This window comes from Bdellovibrio bacteriovorus, assembly GCF_048286975.1.
Classification (GTDB): Bacteria; Bdellovibrionota; Bdellovibrionia; order Bdellovibrionales; family Bdellovibrionaceae; genus Bdellovibrio; species Bdellovibrio bacteriovorus_H.
In genome coordinates this window covers 107,067-132,046 of sequence record NZ_JBLVRT010000007.1, presented here as the reverse complement: position 1 = coordinate 132,046, position 24,980 = coordinate 107,067, and the positions used below count along the sequence as shown (strand labels likewise).

Here is a 24,980-nt window from a genome sequence, read left to right as displayed (position 1 = left end):
AACAAAGGAAAGGCTCAGTCCCATGCCTCAGTTTTTTGCCTCCACAGCCCGTGGACTTGTTGAACCCCTGGAACTTGAATTGAAAGAGCTTGGCCTGAAGGTCACTGATCGCTACATCGGCGGTGTGTTCTTCGAAAGCAACTGGGAAGGCTGCTATAAAGCGAACCTTCATTCCCGTTTGGCCAGCCGTATTCTGAAGCCAGTATTGGATTTCACGGCTTATCAGCCGGAAGAACTGTACAGCCAGATTCTTCGTCACGATTTCACCAAATACATCAAACCGAATCAGACGATCTCCATCGACGCCAGCGTCAATGAATCCAAAATGCGTGACCAGCGTTTTGTTGCGATGAAAGTCAAAGACGCTATCGTGGATCAATTCCGCGAAAAGTTCGGTGTGCGCCCGGATGTGGATAACACCAACCCGGACCTGCGTATTCACGTTCGCGCGATCAAAAATCAGTTTAATATCGCGATCGACACTTCCGGTGACAGCTTGTTCAAGCGTGGTTACCGCAAAGAAGTCGGCGAAGCTCCGTTGAAAGAAAACCTGGCAGCGGGTCTGCTGCGTTTGTCCGAGTGGGACCGTCAAAGCCCGCTGGTGGATTTCATGTGCGGTTCCGGGACATTCCTGATTGAAGCCGCAATGATGTCCTTGAACATTGCTCCGGGTATCAACCGCAAAGGTTTTGGTTTCCAGAACTGGTTGAACTATGAAGAAGAAACCTGGGAAAAAGTGATCCAGGAAGCCATGGATGCAGAAAAAGAGGAACTTGATTTCAAGTTCTATGGCTTTGATATCGACAAACGTGTTTTGATGAACGCGAAAGACAACGCCAAGCGTGCCGGTGTTGATGAAGTTATCGAATTCAAAAAAGAATCCGTGGCGACAGTGGAGCCACCGGTTGAAAAAGGTCTGATCATCGTGAATCCGCCGTATGGCGCGCGTATCGGCGATGAAGACAACCTGCGTGACGTGTACCGTGACCTGAGCTTCACCATGAAGCACAGATTCAAGGGCTGGGACGCATGGATCCTTTCCGGCAACAAAGAGCTGATCGCGGATTTGAAACTGAAATCCACGCGCAAGCACTTCGTGTTCAACGGAAACATTGAGTGCCGTTTCCTTAAATATTCCATGTTCTAAGGAATAAGGGGAGGGGATATGAAACTGCTTTTGGCTGTGATGATGCTTTTGCCGGTTTCGGCGATGGCGGGACTGACTTCCAAGGATGTCTATCAGAAAATCGACTGCCGTCTGTTGAATGACGGCGTGGTTCTGAAAGGGCATTCCGAATATATGATGAACGTTAAAACCGATATTGGTTATGCGAAGTTTTCGCAGATCCAGTTCGGGGATGCTGAGCTGAAAATTCAATATCAGCTTTTCATTGAGGACGACATCAGCGGTGCGATTCCGGAGTCTTTGATCTTTTTGCAGAACCTGATGATTGGCGAAACAGAGTCTTCTGTGGAAATATCCGGTCAGAAGGTTTCCTGGGTGAAGTCGACGCTGAAGGGTTTCACTGTTCAGTGCGAGCTGGCTGAACCGATTCAGTAAGTTGTTTGATTTTGTTGCAGTACGGTTAATTGGAGTAAAAGATGAAAAAGTTGATGTTGGCGATGGCAGCACCCTTGTTGTTCTCTGTTCCTTCCCTGGCGGCTAAGAAGTTTTCCTGTCAGGGCCTGACGGAAGAGCAGGTTCCGGTGGCTATCACTGTTTCTGTTGATGTGAATGACTATGCTGAAGTGAAGTTCTCAAGCGCAGACTTTGAAAACAGCTGGGTGGGCGAGCACACACGATTGTACCGCACCATCGGTGGTATGACGAAGCTGACAACAGCTCTGGGCAGCAGAACGGAGTACTTTGTGAAACTGGAAGTGGCTGACAACGGTCAGGGCACTTTGGAATATGAAGAGAACGATTCCGGCTGGGAATACTTCGCTTCAGCCCGCGTTCAGTGCACCCGTCAGTAGACAATAAAAAAACCGAGGTTCATCACCTCGGTTTTTTGTTTTTAAGGCATGTGATTTAGTTAGAACGGTTTGTTGATCGCAAAGATCGCCGCCGTGGTTCCCAGAACCAAAAGCAGGATGGTGATTGGCCAGCCGATATAGCCTTTTCTTTTGATCAAAGAAACCGCCAGACCCAAAAGCATCCAGATGATCAATTTGCCGTACAGCCAGCTTGGCATGGCGGCCATGATGCCCAATTTAGCCATCATCCCGAAGCCACCAATCAAAAGCAGCATCAAACCCACCCCGTGAGTCACGAACGTCATGATGCGGGCTTGTTTGGTCAAAGTCACTTTGGCATAGTTCGCCACCAGCAGACCGCCCAAACCGAAGAACAGGGTCATCAAACCCAGGAAGTGCATGATTTTATAAAACTGATATGTCATTGAGGGATCTCCTTGTTATTCGTCTTTCAGGCCCAGGTGTTTCACGACGCGCGCCACGTCTTTGCGCAGGCGGGTGAGGTGGGTTTTGTTGGTCAGGGTTTTCAGGGCATCACGCAGTGGCTCCAGCGGGTAGCCACCGTATTGACCCGGTTCAGTCAGGTTATAAGTCACGGCACCGCGACCTGCGATTACAATACGGTCGCCGACAGTGATGTGGTCCGAAATCGCCACTTCGCCGCCGAACATGCAGTTGTTACCGATTTTGCTGGATCCTGCGATGCTGAACTTGGCAGCCATCACATTGTTTTCTCCGATAATCACGTTATGGGCAATGTGACAGAAGTTATCCATTTTGGTCCCATTGCCGATGCGGGTTTCAGTCAAAGCGGCGCGGTCAATGGCGCAGTTCGCACCCAACTCCACATTGTTGCCGATAACCACGCGGCCGATCTGCGGGATCTTTTTCTGAGTGCCGTCTTTTTGCATCGCAAAGGCGAATCCGTCCGAACCAATGGTGGTGTGCGGATGGATTTCACAATGAGACCCCAGAACGCAGTGGGACCCGACAAAGACATGGGGATGCAAAAGAGTGTGATCGCCGATTTCAGCGTGGGATTCCACCACGGTGTGAGCGCCGATGGTTGCGCCGTCGCCAATCTTGGCATGTTCTCCGATGACCACATAAGGGCCCAAGCCGACGTTTTTACCCAGATGAGCGGTCTCGTGAACGATCGCCGTTGGGTGGATTTTCGTCGTCTGATTGAAGCGGTTCATCTTGCCGTCAAACAGCGGAAGAATTGCGGCCATACCCAGTTGAACGGAACCCGCAGTGAAGAACGCAGCCTTGCTGTCCGTCGGAACGGTCAGGGATTTGTGAGCCACGATAATCGGGGCCTGGGCTTTCAGCGCCAGCGCCAGTTGATCCGGCTTGGACACAAATACCAGGCTTTCAGAATCGCACTGTTCAGGGGGAAGAACCTTCGATGCTACGGCGGAAAGTGGGCCGGAGACGAAGTTCAAATCGGAAGAATTTAACTCTTTAATGACTTCTGCTGTGATCATAGTGATGCCTCGCGCTAACACTTTACTATTATTTTTTTGATGTCAAGACACTGGGTGATAGTATAAAGCTGCTTATATAGACACTTTTTGATTCTTTCTCACCTTTAATTTTGGAGAGGAAACGCGATGGCAAAAAAAGCAGCGAAAAAGGAAGCACCTGCGGCAAAGAAAACGGCAAAGCCTGTGGCGAAAAAAGCCCCGGCTAAGGCAGCCCCTGCGAAGGCGGCAAAACCTGCCAAGCCGGCTGCGAAACCTGCTGCGAAGCCTGTGGCAAAAGCTGCTCCCAAGGCCGCTGAAAAAGCAGCCGCAAAACCGGCGAAAGAAGTGAAAGCGGCCAAAGCTCCAGTAAAAAAAGAGGCTCCGGCTCCGGCAAAACCAGTCAAAGCAGAAAAAGCAGCGCCTGCTCCGAAAGCGGCGAAAGCGGAAAAAGCTCCGAAGGCAGAAAAGTCAGAGAGAAAGCTGAAGCTGGTTGAAGATGCTCCGGCAGAAGTCGAAGCTCCGAAAAAAGAAAAAAAGGTCAAAATCGACAAAACTGGAATGTCTGATGATCAGGTGAAATGGCACGAACTTCACGAGAAGTACAAAGCCATGAAAGCCCCGAACTACAGTATTTCCGGCCAATTCGAGGCGAAAACTCCACTGCAGCACAAAATTTTCGGCTGGGGCTTTATCCTTTCCAATGAATACGATCGTTTGGAAGTCCTTTTTGAGGACGGAAAACGCATGCTGATCAGCAATAGAAAGCTGTCTTAAGTAAGTCCAAAACTCATGTTTCGGGGTGCGATGGGCAGAAAACTATTGCAAGGCCCCGGAAACTGACCTAGAAATTTATCTGCATGGCAAAAGACGATTTGGTACAAATTGACGGAAAAGTGATCGACGCCCTGGCGGGTGGTCTATACAAAATTGAACTTGATAATAAAGTTATCATTAACGCAAAGCTTTGCGGAAAAATGAGACGCTTTAATATCCGTGTGGTTGTTGGTGACCGTGTGAGCGTAGGGGTATCTCCTTACGACCCATCTCACGGCTTGATCCAATTCCGTCATAAATAATACCGATTTAATATCTTCTAACATTTCCAATTAAATCTAGAGGTTCTATGGATCAGGCTCTTCAGAGTTATTTGGCTCGTATTGCTCCCACCGTTACCGCAAAGTCAGCACAGGCTGTGATCGAACTTGCGGCTGAAGGGGCAACCGTTCCGTTCATCGCACGTTACCGTAAAGAGAAAACCGGCAATTTGGACGAGGTCCAAATCCGCGCGGTTATCGAAGGTCACGAAACTTACAACGAAATCGTCAAACGTAAGGCGTTCCTGATTAAAGAAATCGGCGAACAAAACAACCTGACGGCAGAAATCCAGAAGCGTATCGAGCTTTCCTGGGATCTGGGCGAGTTGGAAGAAATCTACAAACCATTCAAGAAGAAAAAGAAAACCAAGGCGACCATCGCACGCGAAGCGGGCTTGGAACCTTTGGCAAACTGGATCTGGGATATGGGTCATGGCACGATCAAAGACGATCAGACCATGGAGATGAAGGCGAAGAACTTCCTCAATCCAACTGCGAAAATCGCAACCTACGAAGAAGCGCTTAAAGGCGCACAGGACATCATCGTCGAGAAAATCGCCAATGATGCGGAACTTCGTGCGATGGTGGCGAAAAACTACAACGACAGCGGTCGTGTGGTGGCTAAAGCGGCGAAAGGCTACAAAGCAAACTCCAAGTATGAAATGTACAAGGAATTTGAAGAGCCGGTTAAGAACCTTCTGGACGCGAAAAACAATCACCGCTATCTGGCGATGAGACGTGGCTGGCAGGAAGAAGAGCTGACCGTTGACGTTAAAGGCGACGACGAAGCTATTTTGAAATCCTATGAAAACTTCGCAACATCCACTCCGGACAATGCGATCGGCGACTACCTGAAACAGTGTGCTCGTCTGGCATTGAACGTTTACGTTCTTCCATCTGTTGTGAACGAAGTTCACCGTCAGTTGAAAGAAAAAGCGGATCAGGATGCGATCACAGTCTTTGCTGAAAACGTGCGTAAGCTTTTGCTGGCGTCCCCGTACGGACCAAAATGTGTATTGGGCGTGGATCCTGGTTTGAGAACAGGCTGTAAAGTGGCTCTGATCGACAAATCCGGTGCTTTCATTTCTCACACCGTTCTTTACACTTTGGGTGACGATGCTGACAGAAAAGCAAAAGTTCTGTTCGGCGACGTGATGAAGCAGATCCAGATCGAGGCGATTGCCGTCGGTAACGGAACTGCCGGTCGTGAGACCGAAGCCTTCCTGAAGAAAGTCCTGAAAGACCTGGGTAAAAACATCCCGGTTGTGATGGTTTCTGAGTCCGGAGCTTCCGTTTACTCGGCTTCTGAAGTGGCTCGTGAAGAGTTCCCGGATCTGGACGTGACTGTAAAAGGGGCGATCTCTATCGCGCGTCGTTTGCAGGATCCGTTGGCAGAGCTGGTTAAAGTTGATCCTAAATCCATCGGCGTTGGTCAGTACCAGCACGATGTGAATCAGTCCCAGTTGAAAAAGTCCCTGGAAGCAGTGGTTGAGTCCTGCGTGAATAACGTGGGTGTTGATGTGAATACGGCTTCAGCAGCGCTTCTTTCCCACGTGGCGGGTATCGGCCCGGCATTGGCGAAAGGTATCGTTGAGGCACGTAAGAAGTCCCTGTTCAACGACCGTACTGAGCTTTTGAAAGTTCCTAAATTCTCTGCCAAGGTTTTCGAACAGGCAGCAGGTTTCTTGAGAATTCCACAAAGCAAACAGGTTCTTGATTCCACGGGTATTCACCCTGAGCGTTACCAGGCGGTGACGGACATGGCGAAGGACCTGGGTGTGTCTTTGTCTGATGTTATCGGTGAAGGCGCGAAAAAACTGGTTTCCCAAAGAACCAAATGGGCTCAATTGGTGGGTGAATTCACCTTTGATGACATCGTCAAAGAGCTTGAAAAACCAGGCCGTGATCCGCGTGATCCGTTCAAGGTGTTCCAGTTCCGTGATGACATCATGGAAGTGAAGGATCTGACTGAAGGTATGATCTGCCCGGGAATCGTGACTAACGTGACTAACTTTGGTGCGTTCGTTGATATCGGTGTTCACCAGGATGGTCTGGTGCATATCTCTGCATTGTCTCACAAGTTCGTGGATGATCCTCGTAAAGTGGTGAACCCAGGTGACCATGTGACAGTAAAAGTTTTGAAAGTGGATGTGGTTAAAAACCAGATCTCTTTGACGATGAAGATGGACGATGCTCCAGAAGCTTCTGCGAACCGTGGTGAGGGTCGTGGTGAAAGACGTCCGGAAAACCGTGGTGCTTCCCGCCCAATGGGTCAGGGTCAGCGTCCGCCGGCTGGTAAACCAGCTCAGGCTCCAATGAAACCTGCAAACCCGTTCAACAACCCGTTTGCAGCTTTGATGAATGTTCCGACAAATAAGAAATAATAAGGAGAACTAAAATGGCAGCTAAAGGTAAATCCAAAAAAGGTATCCGCCACAGAAAAAAACGCATCTTGACCAAGAAGCGTATGTACAGAGCGAAAATCCGCAAGTAATTCGCTTTCCAGTTTGAAAATAAAAAACCCACAACTTTAACCGGTTGTGGGTTTTGTTTTTTAAGGGGTGTCTTGGCCTCTTAAGGCTTCGTGGTCTGCGCCGCTTCCTGAAGCAGCAGCAGATCCTTGTACGTAAAGATACGGTCTTCACGGGTTGTCTTTAAATCGTGATCGGTGACGTTCGCATAGGAAGCCGCAAAGATGCTGGCACCCAGATCCTTGCCTTTCATTTCAATCGTGCGGGAAGCAAAGCGGATGCTGCCTTCGCGAAGAGCGGTCAGGCTGGTGAAACGGGCTGCCGCCACCGTGGGAAGGTTCGACAGCGTGGCCACCAGACTTGTTTCAATCGCAAGCAATGTGTTACCCACGCTCTGTCCAGCAAAGAACAAAGCCAAAGTCGAATACATCACGCGGGCCTCGGACGTCTTCAAAGCCGTGTGGCTTTGTGCTCCGGTCAGCCATAGGGCAAAGTTGTCGCGCATGCGGTGATAGTCATCATACAGCTGTTTGCCAGTGATGGCGGCGGCCGTGCCTCCGCAAGCCAAAGACACCGGCCATGCCTGCAGGACTGCGGCTACCAGAGAACAAGTGGAAAGGGCGGCCAATTTAATGCTTGGAGAGTTTCTTTCAATCCACGCTTTCAGGCCCACAGCGTGTTTTTGCTGGCGCAGCAGGTTTTCGATGATGGCTTTGTTCTGCGGACTTTCTTCCACAATACTTTTTACGATCGGCTCATACACCAGGAAGCTTTCCAGAGGGTTTTTCTGTGTGTCGTAAAGCTCGCCCAGGGCCTTGTTCACGCGCTCGATGTATTTACCCAGGGCCACGGCGATTTCCTGATCCGGAGCCCTGTCCGTTTTCATGTAAATCACAAAGGGCACCTGATGAATGATCAGCAGGGCTTGCATGTTATAAAACTGCCTCGCGGTGGAAAGTTCGTTTTGGATGATATAGCCTTCCATGTTCACGTAAGGACTTTTTGGTTTGTCCTTGAACATCTCAGCGGCTTTATCGGCCATCGCGCGGTAGTCCTCCTGATACAGACGACGGATCAGTTTCATTTCCGTCTGATCCTTGTCGAATCTTGTTTCATACTGCACAAATGGCAGGGTCATGCCGATGCGGGCCGAGGACGCTGAAGTCATCAGGCTTTGTGCGTTGGCCAGGCCCACCAGCAGGCGGTACTCCTCGGACTTTTGTTTGATGGCGTTGCGGATCAGCGGCAGTTTTTCTTTCACGTCCGGATCACACAAGGTGATGAAGGCAAAGCATCGGCGCAGTTTTTCGGCCTCCAGCTTTTGTCTTTCGACCAGCTCGATGGTTTTGGTTTTAATGTTTGTCAAGACGGCCTCTTCCGCCGCCGTGAAGGACGGGGAGGTGGCGGCATGGGCCGAGGCCGAGGTGACCAGTAGCAGGCTTAACAGTACAGCAGAAACGTTCATGACTTAAATTTCCTCAAAGAAAGGAAGCGGAAGGCCGTCTTTGCCTTCCGTGGTTCCCATCAGTTTTAGTTTTGGTATTTTAATTTTATTGCGATCCTTGATAGTGACCTTCAGGAAGGTCCATTCGCCACCGGTCCAGTGGTAGCCACCCCGGAACAAGCTGGTGTTCACGCCCGGAATCTGGCGCAACCACTGGCGCAGAGGCATCTGTATTCCATCTTTGCGCATGACCATGCTGTCAGAGCCAAAGCCACCGTACTCTTTTCCTGTGTACAGGTAGATCTCACCTTTGTTGGACAAGGATTCCAGGTAACGACCCAGCACCACGTCCGGCGCAAATGAGGACATAAAGTCACCGTGATAGTCGGTGATCAGTTTCACGTCGCGCACGTCTTTCAGCAGAGCTGAATCTGAAACGGGTGTGTAATTGATTTTATCGGTGTTGATGCGCGAAGCTCTCCAACGGATGAACTTTTGCGCAAGGCCCACGAACACTGATGTGTCGCTATAATCATAGTCTTTGTTTTTCATTCCGCTGAACACCTGTGCGCCGACTTCGGATGAATTCACCCAGCGGTCTTCGCGCTTAAGGCCTTTGATGCTGGCGATCAGCGGGTGGCGAAGTTCGCCGCCGCGGAAGGCGTCCAGGAATTCCGTGGCTGTGATACTTTTGCTTCTTTCCCGGAAGGTGGCGCGGGCTTTTTCCTGCAGTGAAGCGTGGTTGGTGAGGCCCTGATTGGCGACCTCTTTAAAAGACATCACCGGTGGGGCGCCTTCTTTGAAGTGAACCATTTCCACCGCTGGAACGGTTGCGTTGACGTCGGTTTTGGTGATTTTGATGGTCCACATTTCGTAGTGAGTGCCATCGTCCTCTTTCGGGGTTTTTACCAGCTCGGCGCGAATACCGGGAATGGTTTCCAGCCACTGGCCCAGGTTCAGGACTTCGCCCTTGGCGGTGATGACCTTATTGAACTCACCGTAAAGTTCATGGCGCGCGCCCAGGAAGATGAAGATTTCACCGTCGGGCTTCAGGTTGTTCAGGTACTTTTGCATCACCTGATGGGGCTGGCCGGAATAGGCCAGGGGGCCGAAGACATCAGTGATCAGATCGCTTTTGGCGATCTCTTTGTCGGCAATGGTCTCAAGGAAACGGCCGGAAATCACATTCAGGCGTTCCGCAGATTTGGCGGATGTTTCATAGGCGACAACGGTGGACTTCAGATTTTGGCCTTCCGGAGACTGCAGTGCCTGCCGTACCGCGAAGGCATGGCCCGCACCAGAATCAAACCAGTGGCCATCCTGCTTTTGCAGAACGCGGGAAAGGGATTGGGCAAAGTCCTTGCCCAGAACAATCTTGTAAGTTTCAAGACCACGACCTTTGGTGAAAAGCTGCTCGTATTTAGTCAGGTTTTCAAAGGCGCGGGGATCGTTTTTCTCGGCCTTGGCAAAAGTGAATATGCCTTCACAACGGGCCGCAACAGACGCCTGTGCCGCAAAAGGCAGCGCCATTGTCAAAAGGCTCGACAAGCTCAAGACGGCTAGCGTTGTTTTAATGCTCATAATCACTCCTGCGTCAGAGGTGTTTCAAGCATCGTTCCATTTGGCCCCATAATATCGAAGGGATCAAAAGGTGATACCGGATCAGTTCTTCGGGGCTCTGACGCGACCTCCGGGGATTTCCCCTTGGGAGGGGGGAGGACTTGAGCTATCCTTTGAAGATCTTAAGGAGGCCCTATGATTATTCAACCTCACATTCTGTCCAAGGCTCTGGATGCGGCTCTGAGCACGGGTGCTGATTTTGCCGATATCTTTGTTGAAGACACTTATTCTTCCCAACTGACAGTTCTAAATTCCAAAGCGGACCAGGCCATTGTGGGCCAGTTGTACGGCGCAGGAATTCGTTTGTTCTTCGGCCATGAGATTGTCTATGTGACGACGAATGATCTTTCTGAAGCAGGCCTGGTGAAGGCAGCGTTGAACGCGGCTCAAAGCCGTGGCACCGGGGCCGCCTCCAAGTCCATGCCGCTGATGCAGGTGCCTTTTGATTCTGTTCACACCTTTGGTGAAAAACCGTGGGAGATGAATCGCGACCGCAAGTTCAAATGGCTGAATGGCATTGATCAACACGCCCGTGCCCGCAACTCGGCGGTGACTCAGGTGGAAGCGGGTTTGAATGAAAAGTTCCAGCGTGTGCAAATCGCCAACTCTCGCGGTCTGATGGCGTATGATGAACGTGCTTATTCCCGTATCCGCATGCAGACCTTCGTTGAAAGCAACGGCGTGAAAGAAAGCTCTGCCGATGACGAAGGCCACATGGGGACTTCGGAAGTTTATGATCAGATTGATTTGAAATCTTTGGCAGAAGGTGCAGTGGACCGCGCGATGTTGTTGACCACGGCCGCCTATGCACCAGCGGGTGACATGCCGGTATTGATCGACAATGCCTTTGGCGGTGTCTTGTTCCACGAAGCCTGCGGTCACGGTCTGGAAACGACCGGTGTTGCCAAGGATTCCTCCGTGTTCTGCGGTAAGATGAATCAGAAAATCGCGCACGAATGTGTGACGGCGATTGATGATGGCACCATCGAAAACGGATGGGGCTCTTTGAATATGGATGACGAAGGCAACAAGACCAAGAAAACAACATTGATCGAAAACGGTGTCCTGAAATCCTACATCGTGGATGAAATGGGTTCCCGTCAGACCGGTTATGAAATCACCGGCAGCGGTCGCCGTCAGTCTTACAAATATGCTCCGGCTTCCCGCATGAGAAACACATTCATCGCGGCTGGTAAAGACAAGTTCGAAGACATGGTTCGTGATGTGGACTACGGCCTTTATGCAAAACGCATGGGGGGCGGTTCAGTGAATCCGGGCACTGGGGATTACAACTTCCAGGTGGCTGAAGGTTACATCATCCGCAATGGCCGTATCGAAGAAGCGGTGAAGGGTGCCTGCCTGATCGGCCGTGGTATCGATACACTGGGTAAGATCACCCGAGTTTCTGATGATCTGAAACTGGCGCGCGGCATGTGCGGATCTGTCAGCGGCACAATTCCTGCGGCCGTGGGTCAGCCTCAAGTTCTGGTTTCCAGCCTGATGGTTGGTGGGAGAGCAAAATAATGGACACTATTAAATCAAACTTCCAAAAGCTTGCTGAGCAGGCCCGTAAAGACGGTGCCAAAATTGAAATGCTGGTGACCGGGGGCGAAGCCCTGAGCATCGGTTATTCCAAACGTAAACTGGAGTCCTTCGAGTCCACGCAGACTCAGATGGCGGGCTTGCGTGTGATTCTTGGCGCGAATCAGGGTTATGCTTACACCGAAAATCTTTCTGAAGAATCCCTGCTGCGCACTTACGGTGAGGCTTTGAACAATGCCAAGACCGTGCAGACGGGCGAAACAAAACCCGTTGAGCTTGTAAAGCCCCAGGCCGTGAAGGCGATGCCGGAACTGTTCAAGCCGGAAGAAATCGCCATGGACAAGAAGCTGGAAGTGGCAAGACTTCTGGAAGAGCTGTGCCTGGCGAAAGATTCCCGCGTGACGAATGTGCCTTATTCCGGATTCAATGAGTCTGTGGTGTTTAAGCGCATTTTGAATTCGGAAGGTCTGGATCAGGAATTCAAACAGAACTATTACAGTGGTTACACTTATCCTCTGGCTAAAGACGGTGAAAATTCAAAAATGGACGGCGAAGGTTTCTTTGCCCGCAAGTTTGATGACATCAACACCGAAGAAGTGACGGGCGAAGGTGTGCGCAAGGCCCTGGCTCGTTTGGGCGCGACTCAGCTTCCGACTGGCAACTATGCCGTTGTGATCGACCGCGAGCAGTTCCCAACGGTCTTGCAGATGATCCATGATTATTTCTCTGCGAAAGAAGTCCACGAAGGAAAGTCCCTGTTCAAAGGCAAGCTGGGTCAGAAGATCGCCAGTGACAAGTTTGAACTGATCGATGATCCGTTTGAAACTCGTGGGACCTCCGTGCGCCCGTTTGATGACGAAGGCGCGCCTTCTCAGAAAACCGTGTTGTTTGATAAAGGTGTATTGAAAAACTATCTGTCCAATCTGGAGTATGCGAACAAGATGAATCTGCCGCACACGGCTCACGCGAGTCGTGGCCCTGCTTCCCAGCAGGCGATTGCGCCGACAAATCTGGTTGTGGCAACCGGAGATAAGTCTTTGCAGGATCTGTTGACCTCTTATGACAAGGTCATCCACTTGGCAGGATTCGAGGGCGGTTTGCACGCGGGCTTTAAACAGTCCACGGGGGACTTCTCGATGCCGGCTTCTGGCTTCTTGTATGAAAAAGGCCAGAACAAAGGGCCGATTGAACAGTTTGTGATGTCGGGTAACGTGCTGGAACTGCTTCGTGATATCGAGGCGGTGGGCCGTGACTATAACAAACCAGGCAATTCCTATATTTGTCCGGATGTATTGATCAAATCTTTGAGTTTTGCAGGAGCATAAGATGAAAAAGTTCGCACTTATTACGACGTTGTTGTTTCAGTTGGTGATAAGTGCGGGCTGCTCCAGCTTGTTTGGTTATGCAGAAGAACCGAAAGTTCAGTTGAATCAGGTGTATGTGCGTGATGCTGATTTCACCGGGGCGACGTTCATCTTTGTGGTTAATGTGCAGAATCCAAATAAGAGCGATATCAAAGTCAAAGAAATCGCTTACAAGGTCTTTATCTCGGGTAAAGAGCTGACGGAAGCCAAAACCGAAAAGCCGATTCTGGTTCCAGCCAATGCTGCCACCGACATTGAAGTTCCATTGCCAGTAAAATACACAGCGATCCTGGGTAATCTCGGGGACATCCTGACGGCGCGCGAAGTGGCTTATCGAATTGATGGCAGCGCAAAGACGGGTTTCTTTAGCATTCCATTTTCCAAAGAAGGCAAGGTCGAGCTTCGTTAAGATTTCTTGCTGTATATCGTTCTGAGTCCTATGCTTTTTCACAAAGTAAGAGGGGCTTATGAAGTTCATTTCGGTTCTGATTTTTCTGTTTTCATCCGTTTCATTCGCACAAACGGTGTCTCGTATCCAAGGGACCGAGGCCACCATCAATCTTGAAGGCCATGAAGGTCTGATTGTGGGCGATCGTGTGTACTTCCTGAATTCTCAACTGAGCACTGCGGGCGAAGGTGAAGTCCTGCGCCTGTCCGCTGGTGGTAAAAAAGCCTTGGTGAAAATCGTTTCCGGGAAAGTGAAGACGGGAATGACGCTTGAGAAAATCTCGTCCTCTGTAAGTGCACCTAAAGAAACTGCGGCGCAAAGCTCTGCCGGAACGGCCATGCGTGCAGATGGTATTTCTTATGCTTCTTTAAGTGAAAGCGACCGTACGATCCTTGAGCGTGGTGAGATCTCTCAGGCTCGTTATGTGATTGGCGGTATCTTGGCGACATATCCGTTGGGTCTTGGGATCGGTCATGCGGTTCAGGGACGTTATATGGAAAAAGGCTGGATCTTTACAGTGGGGGAACTTGCTTCCATCGCCGTATTTGCGGCGGGCATGGGGGACTGTGTGGCGAGCACTTGGAGTTCTAACAAAGACAACTGTAATGGCAGTGGTGGGTTGTTGTTTGCCGGAGCGTTTGGGTATGTTGGCTTCCGTATCTGGGAAGCGGTGGATGCTTGGGCGACTCCGCCGGAACAAAACCGCCGCTATCGTGAATTGAAATCCCGTTTGCCAGCCAGCGAAGACACGATCACCTTTGAACCAGGGTTCATGCCTTTGGCTGGCGGGGGCGCATTAGGCCTTCGCGTGACTTTCTAAAATCGCTTTTGCTATTTCAGTGAAACCCAACCCACCTCGGTCTTTAGAGACATAGGTGGGTTTGTTTTTTATCTGATCGATAAAGTTCTGGATGTTCGCCACCGCAAAGCTGTGCGGGAAGTAAGCAAACATCGGCTCGTCATTCGGGGAGTCCCCACTGAAGCCGCAGACTTTTTTCGCCTCTTCGGCACTGACGCCGAATTCTTTTTCCAAAAATCTTAAAGACATGGTCAGTTTGTCATAGCTTCCGAACCAGCCATTGACGTGGATCGAGCTGACTTTGGCTTGCGCACCCACGGTATGGAACAGGTCCACAATCTTTTGCACTTCGGATTTTGGCAGGGGTGGAACATCCTCGCAGAAATCAATGGCCAGATCCATCAGACGGCAGAACTGGTCGCTGGCCAGATCGCAGCCAGGAACCTTTTGCAGAATTTCTTTTTCAAGTTGCTGAAGTTTTGTGCGATTTTCTTTTTGGATCTTTTCATCAAAGAAAAAATGACGGTGCATTTTCTTTCCGTGATAGCGGAAATAGAAGCCGCCGTTTTCACCCACGATGCCGCTGACCGGCCAGACGCGGGCGATCATTTCGCACCACCCGGCAGGGCGGCCCGTGACTGGAATCACATGAATTCCGGCATTGTGCAGATTCCACAAGGCTTGATAAGCCTCCGGACCCAGATGTCCTTCATCAGTCAAAGTGTCGTCGATATCAGTCAGCAGAAAGCGCAAAGGGCTGGAGAATTCAGAGGCGTTTTTCATTTCCGCAGTATATCTGGTGATCTTGCGAAGGTCTAAGTTGATATGGCTCGTCAAAATTTAGACTTGCACGGGCGGGCATTCGCCTTCATGTTTTGTCTATTATATAGGGGTCGCTACAGATCTTTTCTGGAAGGTGACACCTAGACGAAGGACTTAGCATGGCCAAAAAAAGTGACGCAACAGATGGTATCAAGCTTGTCATCGTGGAGTCTCCCACGAAGGCAAAGACCATTCGCAAGTTCCTGGGAAGAGATTATGTGGTGGAGTCCTGCATGGGCCACATCCGTGACCTTCCTCAGTCCGCAAAAGACATCCCGGAAAAGGTGAAAAAAGAAAAGTGGGCGCAACTCGGCGTGAACGTCGATAAAAACTTCGAGCCCCTTTACTGTGTTCCCAAGGACAAAACCAAGGTCGTCAAAAACCTGAAAGACAAACTTGAAGAAGCCTCAGAGCTGTACCTCGCGACGGATGAAGACCGCGAAGGGGAGTCCATCAGCTGGCATTTGTTGGAAGTGCTAAAACCAAAAGTTCCAACCAAGCGCATGGTGTTCCATGAGATCACCAAAGACGCGATTCAAAAAGCTCTGAAAGACACCCGTGAGATCGACTTCAACCTGGTGCGCGCCCAAGAGGCCCGCCGTGTTCTGGATCGTCTGGTGGGTTACACGATTTCTCCGCTACTCTGGAAAAAAGTAGCTTACGGTCTTTCTGCGGGCCGTGTTCAGTCCGTGGCGGTGCGCCTGATCGTGGAAAGAGAACTTGAGCGCGTGCGCTTTAAAAAGTCCTCTTACTGGGGCGTGCTTGCGGAGCTGAGCAAAGACGGTGTCAGCTTTGAATCCCGTCTGCAACAATACAAAAATCAACGTGTGGCCACCGGCAAGGACTTTGATGGTCTGACTGGTCAGCTGACGGCAGGTAAAGACGTTCTGGTTCTGGATGAAAAGACTGCGGGCAAGTTGTCCATGGATTTGAAATCCGGCAACTGGCAGGTGACGGATGTCGAGGAAAAACCGACCTTCCGTAAACCAGCGCCTCCGTTCATCACGTCCACTTTGCAGCAGGAATCCAATAGAAAATTGGGTTTAAGCTCGCGTGAAACGATGCAAGTGGCGCAGAAGCTGTACGAGCAGGGTTTCATCACCTATATGCGTACGGATTCCACATTCCTTTCCAACGAAGCTATCACGGCTTCCCGTGATTGCATCGAAAGCAAGTACGGGAAAGAGTATCTGACTCCGCAGCCGCGCAATTACGCCGCGAAAAAAGTCAAAGGCGCTCAAGAGGCCCACGAAGCGATCCGTCCTGCCGGGAACCAGTTTATGGATCCGGATGAAACAGGTCTGACGGGGACTCAGTTCCGTCTGTATGACCTGATCTGGAAACGTACGATTGCGTCCCAGATGGTGGATGCCCGTCAGAAACAAGTCAGCGCAAAAATCACCGTGGGTGATGCGTTGTTTGGTGCTTCCGGTATGACCATTGAATTCCCGGGCTTCTTGCGAGCATACGTGGAAGGCAGTGATGACCCAGAAGCGGATCTGGCTGAGCGTGAAGTGCGTCTGCCGGCTTTGAAAGTCAAAGACGGTGTGAAGTGCGCGAAACTGGATCCAACATCCCACGAAACCAAACCACCGGCTCGTTATACAGAGGCAAGCCTTGTTCAAACGATGGAAAAAGAGGGCATCGGCCGTCCTTCCACGTACGCTTCTGTTATCGGAACTATCATTGACCGTGGTTATGTTCGTAAGAACGGCACGGCGTTGGTGCCGACGTTCACGGCGATGATCGTTTCTAAATTATTAAGTCAGTATTTGTCCCAGTATGTGGATTTGGGCTTCACTTCCGAAATGGAACAGAGCCTGGATAATATCGCAGACGGGGAGCTGGATTGGGAAAGTTACCTTGCGTCTGTGTACAAAGGCCCTAAGGGCTTGCGTGCCATGGTCGACAATCAAGGTGACAAGATTGATCCAAACGAAGCCCGTACAATGACCTTGGAAGGCATGGATAAATACAAATTCCACGTCGGCCGTTACGGTGCTTATGTGACCACTCAGCGTGATGGTGAAGATGTCAGTGCATCCTTGCCGGACAATGAATCTCCAGCGGATATCACGCCCGAGATCGCTGAAAAACTGATCGATCAAAAAATCAATGGTGCTGATTCTTTGGGTAATGACCCGGAAACAGATCTGCCGGTGTATGTTCTGAACGGCCGCTATGGTCCGTATGTTCAGTTGGGTGATGTGACCCCGGAAGACGACAAGCCGAAACGTGCGTCGTTGCCGCCGGGTACTCAGCCGGAACAGGTGGATCTGGCAATGGCGCTCAGCCTGTTGCAATTGCCAAAGACCTTGGGGACTCACCCGGGCACGGGCAAAGACATCAAAGCGGGCTTGGGTCGTTTTGGACCATTCGTGGTTCACGACGGCGACTATCGTTCGATTCCAAAAGGTGAAAGCATCTTTAATATCACCTTTGAAAAAGCCATGGAAATGCTGGCTCAGCCCAAAAAGGGACGTGGTCGTGCGGCTCCGTTGAAAGAGCTGGGCGCACATCCGGATTCAGGCGATGCGATTCAGGTCTTCAATGGTCCTTACGGTCCGTACATCAAGTGCGGCAAGGTCAATGCGTCTTTGCCAGAGGGTGCGACGCCGGACACGGTGACCCTGGAGCAAGCCGTTGCTTTGATCAATGAAAAGGGCCCGGCAAAAGGCAAAGGCAAAGCTAAAGGAAAGGCGAAAGCTGCTCCGAAAGCCAAAGCCGCTAAAGCTGATGGCGAAAAGCCTGCTGCAAAAAAGCCTGCTTTGAAGAAAGCTGCTAATGCCAAAGAGAAAGCCGAAGCTTTGGGTGTCAAAAAAGTAGTCACTCGCAAGTCCAAGAAGTAATTTGTTCACCCCCCTTTTCCGAGGGGGGAATCTCTGATAAATTCGTTCCGCATAGTTACAGATCCCATCATTGGGCATCGAAAGGTGTGTTATGAGCGAGAGTCCCCCGAAGGGACAATTGGAGTTAGGAATCAACCGTTCCAAGGAGAAGGATAGAAACTTCCACCTTGGCGGTCGCAGTTTCTATTTCTTCGATTTCGACGACAACATCGCCTTTTTGACGACGCCGCTGATTCTTTTCAATAAGAACGACAAATCTGAAATTCAGATCTCCAGCGGGGACTTTGCCCAGCACCACCAAACCATCGGCAGCAGTGGTCCGTTTGCGGACTATAATATCGACTATTGCGATGTGACCGGCACCTTCCGTAATTTCCGTGACCACCATGTGGACGAACTGGAAAAACTGGAAGGCAAAAAGCAGATTTTCGTGCAGGATGTGGCGGCCGCTTTGGGGTACCCGGACTTCCAGTGGAAGGGGCCTTCCTGGGAATGTTTCTATCACGCGGCCTTTAATCAGCGCCCTCTGTCTGTGATCACGGCCCGCGGTCACCATCCGGAAACCCTGAAAGACGGGATCCGGGTCTTTGTTCAGAAAAAAGTTCTGCCATTGGAGCCCAACTATCTCAGTGTGTATCCGGTGAGTCATAAAGAGACGCGTCAGCTTCTGGGTGATTCGGACTTCAAAGAAGGCACTGCAGAATTAAAACAAAGAGCCATCCGCGCCAGCGTGGAGCAGGCCATTGATCTTTATGGTTACAATCCGCATCACCGCTTCGGGATGTCGGATGATGATCCAAAGAATATCCAGCTGATTGTTGAGGAAATGACTCGACTAAAGGCGAGATTCCCCGAGATGTCGTTCTTTATGATCGAGACTCAGCATGGCAGTTTCATCAAGCATGAGGTCAAATTGAACGGCCTTCGTGGCGACAAAGTGGAAAACCTTTCCCAGCTATCCTTCTTCGAAGAAGATCGACGAAAGTCTTAAGAATCCTTTCTACGTCCTAATTTATGACGTGCTTCATAAATTGAATGCTCTCAGCTAATTATTTGATAATCTAATGCAATTAGGACTGCTCCCGTTCGGGGAGCCATGGAAGGATCAGCATGAGTTCATTCTCAAAAGGCGTTAGAGGTTTCATCATTGCCGGATCATTGGCAGTTTCATCTTTGGCATCGGCCCAACTGAAAGAAGGCCTTGAGTGCCGTTACCTGACAGTGATTGAACAGGGCTTCCTTGCCAACCACGTGAAGTATTCCAACCGCGACACTGACCTGCAAAATCGTGTGATCGAGCAGTATCTGAAAAGACTGGATCCGTCCAAAATCTATCTGACTCAAGGTGATGTTGATTCCATCCGCAAGGCTGCGGGCAACGTTTTTGATAAAACCAAAAACCGTGACTGTTCATTCCTGGATGCCGCTCAGAAAATCGTTCTGGATCGCGTGAAAGACCGCTCTGAATTTGCAAAAAAATATCTGGGCAAAGACTTCAAGTTTGAATCTTCTACCGAGTTCACGTTCGATCCGGAAAAGAAAACCTGGCCGAAAGATTCCGCTGAAGCCAATGAATACCTGAAAAAATACATTCAGTTCCAGATCGGGAACTACATGGCGACAGACATGAAAATGGATGAAGCCAAAAAGAACGTGATCAAAAACTATGAGCGTGCAGTGAAAAGAACCGCTGACACAACTCAGGATGATCTGTTCTCCGGTTACCTGGATTCCTTTGCTCGTGCGCTGGATCCACACTCCAGCTTCTTCTCTCGTGATGTGCTTGAAGATTTCGAAATTCAGATGCGTTTGTCCCTGGAAGGTATCGGCGCGACACTTTCTTCCCAGGACGGCTTCACAGTTGTTGAGCAACTGGTTCCAGGCGGGGCGGCGGCGAAATCCGGCTTGATCGAACCACAGGATAAAATCGTGGCTGTCGGTCAGGAAAAAGGCCAGATGGAAAATGTGATCGACATGGATTTGAAAGACGTTGTCAAAAAAATCCGTGGTAACAAAGGCACGAAAGTGCGCCTGACAATCCTGAGAAAATCCGGCGAAGGCAAAAAACGTTTTGATGTCACTTTGACCCGTGAAAAGGTGAACCTGGAGGACGAAGCAGCGTCCATCATCTATCAGGATCGTGAAATCAACGGTCAGAAAAAGAAAATCGGTGTTATCAACTTCCCATCCTTCTATGCGGATTCCCGTCGTGGCGGCAGATCTTCTGCGGCTGACATGAAAAAGCTGATCAAGGAAGCCAACGAAAAGAAAGTCGACGGCCTGGTGCTGGATCTTTCCAATAACGGTGGTGGTTCTCTTGAAGACGCGGTGAAAATCGCGGGTCTGTTCTTCCAGACCGGGAATGTGGTGAAGCAGTCCTCTAAAAATGAAGGCCGTGCGGAATCCGCACTTCGTGACACAGATCCAATGGTGGACTGGGCAGGTCCGCTGGTTGTATTGACCAGCCGTATCTCTGCTTCCGCTTCCGAGATCGTGTCCGGTACTTTGCAGGATTATAAACGTGCCGTTGTCGTGGGTGGTGATCACACTTACGGTAAAGGTTCTGTTCAGTCTGTACTTCCAATCCCGAACAACCTCGGCGCGATCAAAGTGACGGTGGGTATGTTCTTCGTGCCGGGTGGTAAATCCACTCAGCACCGTGGTGTGGATGCGGATATCGTGTTGCCAGGTCCATTCAGCACTGATGATATCGGTGAGAAATACATGGATTACTCTTTGCCGCCAAAAACGATTGAGTCTTTCCTGTCTCCGGATGCTTACGTGAAAGAAGGCCCGGGCGCATGGAAAGAGATCAAACCAGAGTGGCTGAAGTCCCTGCGTGAAAGATCCGGCGAGCGTGTTGCTAAAAACGATGAGTTCAAGAAAATCGTGGAAGAGCTGAACAAAGCCAAAGCTCGCGGCAAAGTGATCCGCGTGAGCGAAGTTCTTAAAGACAAGAACGAAAAAGAAAAGAAAGACAAAGCTAAAAAGACTGCTAGCAAAGCCAAGAAAAACGAAGAGTACCTGAAGCGTCCTGATATCCAGGAAGCGGAAAGTGTTCTTCTGGATCTGATTCAGCTTGAGGACGGGAAATCCCTGGTGCCTCAGCAGAAGCAGGCTAACGCCAAGTAGTGTTCCGATAGATTAGAAAAACGTGTTGTTGTTGTTTTAAGCCCGGGCAAAACCCGGGCTTTTTTATTTGGGGCAGTGAAAAAGGCGCATCTGTGACACAGAGGAGCTTAAAAATTAAGCAATATTGGGGTGGTTTTACAGGGTTTGGGGTTTTTTTTGGGGTTTAATGGCAGGTGGTTTGTGGGGGCTTGAATGGACGTGACAAAGGGTTGTGTTTTCGCTTAGATAGACGCGAATATGGAGGCCCTGAAAATGGCTAAAAAGACCACTGTGAAAGCAGGGGGTAAGGCGGCTGCTGGTAAGACTACCAAGAAGGCTGCAAAACCTGCTGCAAAGTCCACTGTGAAAGCTTCTAAAAAAGCGACTGCTCCTGCAAAAAAGAAGCAGAGCTTTGGTGGATTGTCTGAAGAAATTTTGCTTCGCATGCATAACCTGATGGTTAAGTCCCGCGTGCTTGAAGAACGTCTGATCAAAATTTATAAAGCCGGTGAGGCTTACTTCTGGATTGGTGGACCTGGTGAGGAAGCCTGGGGTGTTGCCTTGGGTATGCTGGCGCGCAAAGGCTCTGGCCCAGAGAACGACTGGTTGCACCTGCACTATCGCTGTACTCCGACGATGGTGGCTTTGGGCATGGACATGATTGATTCCATCCGCTTGATGATGAACCGTGCGACGGATCCATCCACAGGTGGTCGTAACTTCTCCAGTCACTATTGCTTCCCTCAATGGAACGTGGCTCCGGTGACGTCTCCTTTGGAAGTTCAATATCCGATCGCGTGTGGTACGGCTCATGTGCAAAAGCGTGCGGGTAAAGGTGCGATCTCCATCGTGACTGGTGGTGACGCTGGGACTGCTGAAGGTGACTTCGCATCCTGCTTGATTCTTGCCTCCCGTAAGGGCCAGGAACTTCCGATGCTGATCACTGTTCAGAACAACGGCTACGGTATTTCGACTCCGTACGAAGGTCAGCACGGTGAAACGAACATCGCGGATCGCGCTGCTGCGTTCAACATCCGTTCCCGTGTGATCAACGGCAATGACCCGATTGAAACTTATCTGGCTCTGAAAGAAGAGATGGAATACATCCGTAAAACCGGCAAACCATCCTTCATCGAAGCGAAGGTGACTCGTTTGTACGGTCACTCTTCCGCGGACGGCGCCAATAAAAAACCACACTTGTTTGACCCGGTTCTGACTTTCGAAAAAAACCTGATCGATGCTGGCATTCTGGATCCGAAGGCTGCGAAGAAGATCTGGGAAGATTATGAAGCCGAAGGCGTCAGCGCCCAGGAACAAGCCCGTCAGGAACCGGTGCCGACTCCGGAGTCTGTCTGGGATCATGTTTACGTTAACAGCGAAAATGCAGATTGGAGAAAATTCTAATGGCAAGTATTGCTCAGGCCATCAGAATGGCCCTTCACTATGGTGAAGCCAACATGGGAGTTAAAGATATCTTCGGTCAGGACGTGGGCGCACCACTGGGGGGCGTTTTCACAGCGACTCAAGGTTTGGAAACGGCGTGGAACTCCACTCTGGATGAACGTGGGATCATCAGCATGGCGATGGGTATCGCGATGGGTGGTGACCGTTGCGTGGCTGAAATCCAGTTTGCGGACTATATCTTCAATACCATCGATCTTTTGAAAATTGCCGGTAACACTTTGTGGTGCACGAACGGTCAGATTCAATTGCCAATGGTGGTGATGACTCCGGTGGGTGCGGGGATCTTTGGTTCCGTTTACCACTCTCATTCTTTCGATGCATGGGCCTCCCGCCTGCAAGGCTGGAAGATCGTGATGCCGTCCAATCCGTTGGATGCTTACGGTTTGATGCTTTCTGCGATCGAAGATCCAAATCCGGTTCTTTATTTGAAATCCAAGGCGTTGATGCGCCATAAAGGTGATGAGCTGATCCCGGGGGAACCTGCGGATGAAAAAGAGCTTAAGGCCATGATCGACAAACCAGTTCAGAATTCTGAAGGCTGGAAGCCGCGCTGGCCGGAACTTGAAAAATACATGGTTCCAATCGGCAAGGGCAAGATCACTCACGCGGGTGAACACATCACGGTTGTTACTTACAGCCGCATGGTGCACCTGTGTGACGAAGTGGCGGTGAAGCTGGCGGRAGAAGGCATCTCTGTTGAGGTGATCGATCTGCGCTCGATTTATCCATACGACTGGCCGATGATTAAAGAATCCATCGAAAAAACCGGCCGCGTATTGTTCGTGAACGAGGACACGGAAGTGACCAACTTCGGCGAGCACTTGGCGTACCGTGCGACGCAAGAGTGCTTCTATCAACTGATGGCGCGTCCTCGTGTTCTGGCTGGTAAAAACCTGCCGGGCATCGGTCTGCACCCGAACCTTGAAAAGAACTCTGTGCCACAGATCCATGACATTGAACTTGCGATTCGTGAAGTCGTAGCGGAAGTGCCGTAAATGAAAAAAGAAATGTCCCACAGAAAAAAGGTCCGCCGTCGTGTGAATAAAAAAAGCACGGCTTTGGTATTCGATAAATACGAACTGTACCGCAAAGCGGTTCAGTCGGCGGAAAATGATGTGGTCTTTATCTGGAACACGTTCCGCGAGCTGAAAGGCAAGCAGCCCCGTGTATTCCGTGAAGACTTCTGCGGGACCTTTGCTCTTTCCACCGAATGGATCAAACTGCACCCTCGTCATGAGGCGGTGGGTGTGGATCTGGATCCGGAACCAATGGCCTACGGCAAAGCCAACTATCTGACGAAGCTGAAACCGGAACAGCAAAAGCGCATGAAGCTGGTTGAAGGCAATGTGCTGGATCCGAATCTGGCCAAAGCCGACATTGTGGCGGCGATGAATTTCTCTTATTTCTGTTTTAAAAAACGCGACGTTTTGAAGAAGTATTTCGCCAACGTGCTGAAGACTTTGAACAAAGATGGCATGTTCCTGGTGGATATCTTCGGTGGCAGTCAGTGCTACGAAGCCATTGAGGACGCGATCAAACACGAAGGCTTCACTTACTACTGGGATCAGACGAACTTTGACCCTGTGACCAATGAGGCTCTATTCCACATCCACTTCAAAGTGGGTGGGAAGAAGATCGAACAGGTCTTCACCTATGACTGGCGCATGTGGTCCATCTCTGAGATCCGCGACATCATGGAAGAAGTGGGCTTTAAAAAATCCCACGTGTACTGGGAAGGCACAGCGCCGGATGGTTCCGGAGACGGCAACTTCACGAGGGTTGATCACGGCGAGGCCTGCCAAAGCTGGATCGCTTATGTGGTCGGAGAAAAATAGCGCCGGTTGGTGAAAAAGGCCCATCTCCTTCGTTGTCGGGCCTTTTGCTTCTCTTCGACGTGCTTGGAGCACGCCTCCGTTTCGCAAAACCTTGATTGGGTGGGGCGCGGAGGGGATTTTCTGGTTTTCTTAATTGTTTTTCTTTGGTCTGTCTCTTGCTCCTTTAGGGGCTGATGATATTCAAATCCAAATTAGCCTTATTCAAGCCTCGCAAGGGACACTGGGTGTCGCTTGCTGTCTATTTGTTGGTCACTTTGGTGGCTGGGCAGGGGTTTGCTAAAAATACGCTGAAAGACTTTACCAGCGATGGCTGCAGTATGAGTCCGGACGGGTTTGCCTGGTCGGTGAATGCCTATTTGGACTGCTGTGTGGCTCATGATGTGGCTTACTGGGCCGGTGGTGCCCGTGAAGACCGTTTGCGGGCCGATGAAGACTTAAAACAATGCATCACTGTCAAAGCCAACAAGTACACTGCGGACGCTTACTTCCGTGGTGTGCGTGTGGGTGGGTCAGCCAAGCTTCAGACACCGTTTCGCTGGGGTTACGGCTGGGTTGAGGAGCGTGGTTACAAGCCACTGGATATGGAAGAGCGTTCCGAGGTCGCAGACAAGCTTCTGTCGGTCGACTGGGAGCAGATTTACAGTTCAATTTTTTTAGGAAACAAAAAATAACAG

The 24,980-nt window shown here is 50.4% G+C and carries 22 protein-coding genes; 17 read left to right on the top strand and 5 right to left on the bottom strand.

Annotation, left to right across the window (positions count from 1 at the left end; all coding sequences use genetic code 11):
* Window positions 1-22 precede the first annotated feature (22 nt).
* The 3 genes from ACNQKP_RS16980 to ACNQKP_RS16970 are packed head-to-tail and all read left to right on the top strand — an operon-like array spanning window position 23 to window position 1,977.
* The gene (locus ACNQKP_RS16980; protein WP_417866302.1) at window positions 23-1,147 is read left to right on the top strand and encodes a THUMP domain-containing class I SAM-dependent RNA methyltransferase; all 1,125 of its coding nucleotides are present in this window, start codon (window positions 23-25) and stop codon (window positions 1,145-1,147) included.
* An 18-nt stretch (window positions 1,148-1,165) separates the two neighbouring features.
* Entirely contained in the window at window positions 1,166-1,561 is a 396-nt protein-coding gene (locus ACNQKP_RS16975; protein WP_417866300.1) for a branched-chain amino acid aminotransferase, read from the top strand.
* A 41-nt stretch (window positions 1,562-1,602) separates the two neighbouring features.
* Window positions 1,603-1,977, top strand: a complete 375-nt coding sequence (locus tag ACNQKP_RS16970) for a polyketide synthase (RefSeq protein ID WP_417866299.1) — start codon at window positions 1,603-1,605, stop codon at window positions 1,975-1,977.
* A 59-nt stretch (window positions 1,978-2,036) separates the two neighbouring features.
* Here the strand turns inward: ACNQKP_RS16970 and ACNQKP_RS16965 are convergent, their stop codons facing one another.
* Entirely contained in the window at window positions 2,037-2,402 is a 366-nt protein-coding gene (locus ACNQKP_RS16965) for a hypothetical protein (protein ID WP_417866297.1), read from the bottom strand.
* Window positions 2,403-2,417: 15 nt separating this feature from the next.
* Window positions 2,418-3,464: a UDP-3-O-(3-hydroxymyristoyl)glucosamine N-acyltransferase gene (lpxD, locus tag ACNQKP_RS16960; protein WP_417866295.1), complete on the bottom strand. Its 1,047-nt coding sequence runs from the start codon at window positions 3,462-3,464 to the stop codon at window positions 2,418-2,420.
* 126 nt (window positions 3,465-3,590) lie between these two features.
* Here lpxD and ACNQKP_RS16955 point away from each other — a divergent pair, with 126 nt between their 5' ends.
* From ACNQKP_RS16955 to ACNQKP_RS16945, 3 genes are all read left to right on the top strand, one after another.
* Entirely contained in the window at window positions 3,591-4,217 is a 627-nt protein-coding gene (locus ACNQKP_RS16955; protein WP_417866293.1) for a hypothetical protein, read from the top strand.
* 83 nt (window positions 4,218-4,300) lie between these two features.
* A complete protein-coding gene (gene infA / locus ACNQKP_RS16950) occupies window positions 4,301-4,519 on the top strand; it encodes a translation initiation factor IF-1 (RefSeq protein WP_011163494.1) in 219 nt (72 codons plus the stop codon).
* A 47-nt stretch (window positions 4,520-4,566) separates the two neighbouring features.
* The gene (locus ACNQKP_RS16945) at window positions 4,567-6,921 is read left to right on the top strand and encodes a helix-hairpin-helix domain-containing protein (RefSeq protein ID WP_417866291.1); all 2,355 of its coding nucleotides are present in this window, start codon (window positions 4,567-4,569) and stop codon (window positions 6,919-6,921) included.
* 190 nt (window positions 6,922-7,111) lie between these two features.
* Here the strand turns inward: ACNQKP_RS16945 and ACNQKP_RS16940 are convergent, their stop codons facing one another.
* Window positions 7,112-8,473 (bottom strand): hypothetical protein, encoded by a 1,362-nt coding sequence (locus tag ACNQKP_RS16940; protein WP_417866289.1) that lies wholly within the window; start codon window positions 8,471-8,473, stop codon window positions 7,112-7,114.
* A 3-nt stretch (window positions 8,474-8,476) separates the two neighbouring features.
* On the bottom strand, window positions 8,477-10,033 hold the full coding sequence (locus ACNQKP_RS16935) for a hypothetical protein (RefSeq protein WP_417866287.1): 1,557 nt from the start codon (window positions 10,031-10,033) through the stop codon (window positions 8,477-8,479).
* Window positions 10,034-10,207: 174 nt separating this feature from the next.
* Between ACNQKP_RS16935 and ACNQKP_RS16930 the strand changes: the two genes are divergently transcribed.
* Genes ACNQKP_RS16930 through ACNQKP_RS16915 form a run of 4 tightly spaced genes read left to right on the top strand, consistent with a single transcriptional unit; the run spans window position 10,208 to window position 14,246 of the window.
* Complete coding sequence (locus ACNQKP_RS16930; RefSeq protein WP_417866285.1) at window positions 10,208-11,596, top strand: TldD/PmbA family protein; 1,389 nt, start codon at window positions 10,208-10,210, stop codon at window positions 11,594-11,596.
* A complete protein-coding gene (locus ACNQKP_RS16925) occupies window positions 11,596-12,939 on the top strand; it encodes a TldD/PmbA family protein (protein WP_417866283.1) in 1,344 nt (447 codons plus the stop codon). Before ACNQKP_RS16930 ends, ACNQKP_RS16925 begins: the two co-directional genes overlap by 1 nt.
* 1 nt (window position 12,940) lies before the next feature.
* Window positions 12,941-13,387: an LEA type 2 family protein gene (locus ACNQKP_RS16920; RefSeq protein ID WP_417866281.1), complete on the top strand. Its 447-nt coding sequence runs from the start codon at window positions 12,941-12,943 to the stop codon at window positions 13,385-13,387.
* A gap of 58 nt (window positions 13,388-13,445) precedes the next feature.
* Window positions 13,446-14,246 carry a hypothetical protein gene (locus ACNQKP_RS16915; protein ID WP_417866279.1) on the top strand — a complete coding sequence of 267 codons (801 nt, stop codon included), beginning with the start codon at window positions 13,446-13,448 and terminating at the stop codon, window positions 14,244-14,246.
* Here ACNQKP_RS16915 and ACNQKP_RS16910 read toward each other — a convergent pair.
* A complete protein-coding gene (locus tag ACNQKP_RS16910; protein WP_417866277.1) occupies window positions 14,223-15,008 on the bottom strand; it encodes an HAD family hydrolase in 786 nt (261 codons plus the stop codon). The genes ACNQKP_RS16915 and ACNQKP_RS16910 overlap by 24 nt on opposite strands.
* A 158-nt stretch (window positions 15,009-15,166) precedes the next feature.
* Between ACNQKP_RS16910 and topA the strand changes: the two genes are divergently transcribed.
* From topA to ACNQKP_RS16875, 7 genes are all read left to right on the top strand, one after another.
* Window positions 15,167-17,896 (top strand): type I DNA topoisomerase, encoded by a 2,730-nt coding sequence (gene topA, locus ACNQKP_RS16905; RefSeq protein ID WP_011163504.1) that lies wholly within the window; start codon window positions 15,167-15,169, stop codon window positions 17,894-17,896.
* A 118-nt stretch (window positions 17,897-18,014) separates the two neighbouring features.
* On the top strand, window positions 18,015-18,887 hold the full coding sequence (locus ACNQKP_RS16900) for a hypothetical protein (RefSeq protein WP_417866275.1): 873 nt from the start codon (window positions 18,015-18,017) through the stop codon (window positions 18,885-18,887).
* A gap of 119 nt (window positions 18,888-19,006) precedes the next feature.
* Window positions 19,007-21,028 (top strand): S41 family peptidase, encoded by a 2,022-nt coding sequence (locus ACNQKP_RS16895; RefSeq protein ID WP_417866273.1) that lies wholly within the window; start codon window positions 19,007-19,009, stop codon window positions 21,026-21,028.
* A 252-nt stretch (window positions 21,029-21,280) separates the two neighbouring features.
* Window positions 21,281-22,411, top strand: coding sequence for a thiamine pyrophosphate-dependent dehydrogenase E1 component subunit alpha (locus ACNQKP_RS16890; protein WP_417866271.1), 1,131 nt, complete (start codon window positions 21,281-21,283; stop codon window positions 22,409-22,411).
* Window positions 22,411-23,466 carry an alpha-ketoacid dehydrogenase subunit beta gene (locus ACNQKP_RS16885; protein ID WP_417866269.1) on the top strand — a complete coding sequence of 352 codons (1,056 nt, stop codon included), beginning with the start codon at window positions 22,411-22,413 and terminating at the stop codon, window positions 23,464-23,466. Before ACNQKP_RS16890 ends, ACNQKP_RS16885 begins: the two co-directional genes overlap by 1 nt.
* The gene (locus ACNQKP_RS16880) at window positions 23,467-24,306 is read left to right on the top strand and encodes a class I SAM-dependent methyltransferase (protein ID WP_011163512.1); all 840 of its coding nucleotides are present in this window, start codon (window positions 23,467-23,469) and stop codon (window positions 24,304-24,306) included. It abuts the gene before it with no gap.
* Window positions 24,307-24,530: 224 nt separating this feature from the next.
* Window positions 24,531-24,977 carry a helicase gene (locus ACNQKP_RS16875; RefSeq protein WP_417866267.1) on the top strand — a complete coding sequence of 149 codons (447 nt, stop codon included), beginning with the start codon at window positions 24,531-24,533 and terminating at the stop codon, window positions 24,975-24,977.
* Window positions 24,978-24,980: the final 3 nt, after the last annotated feature.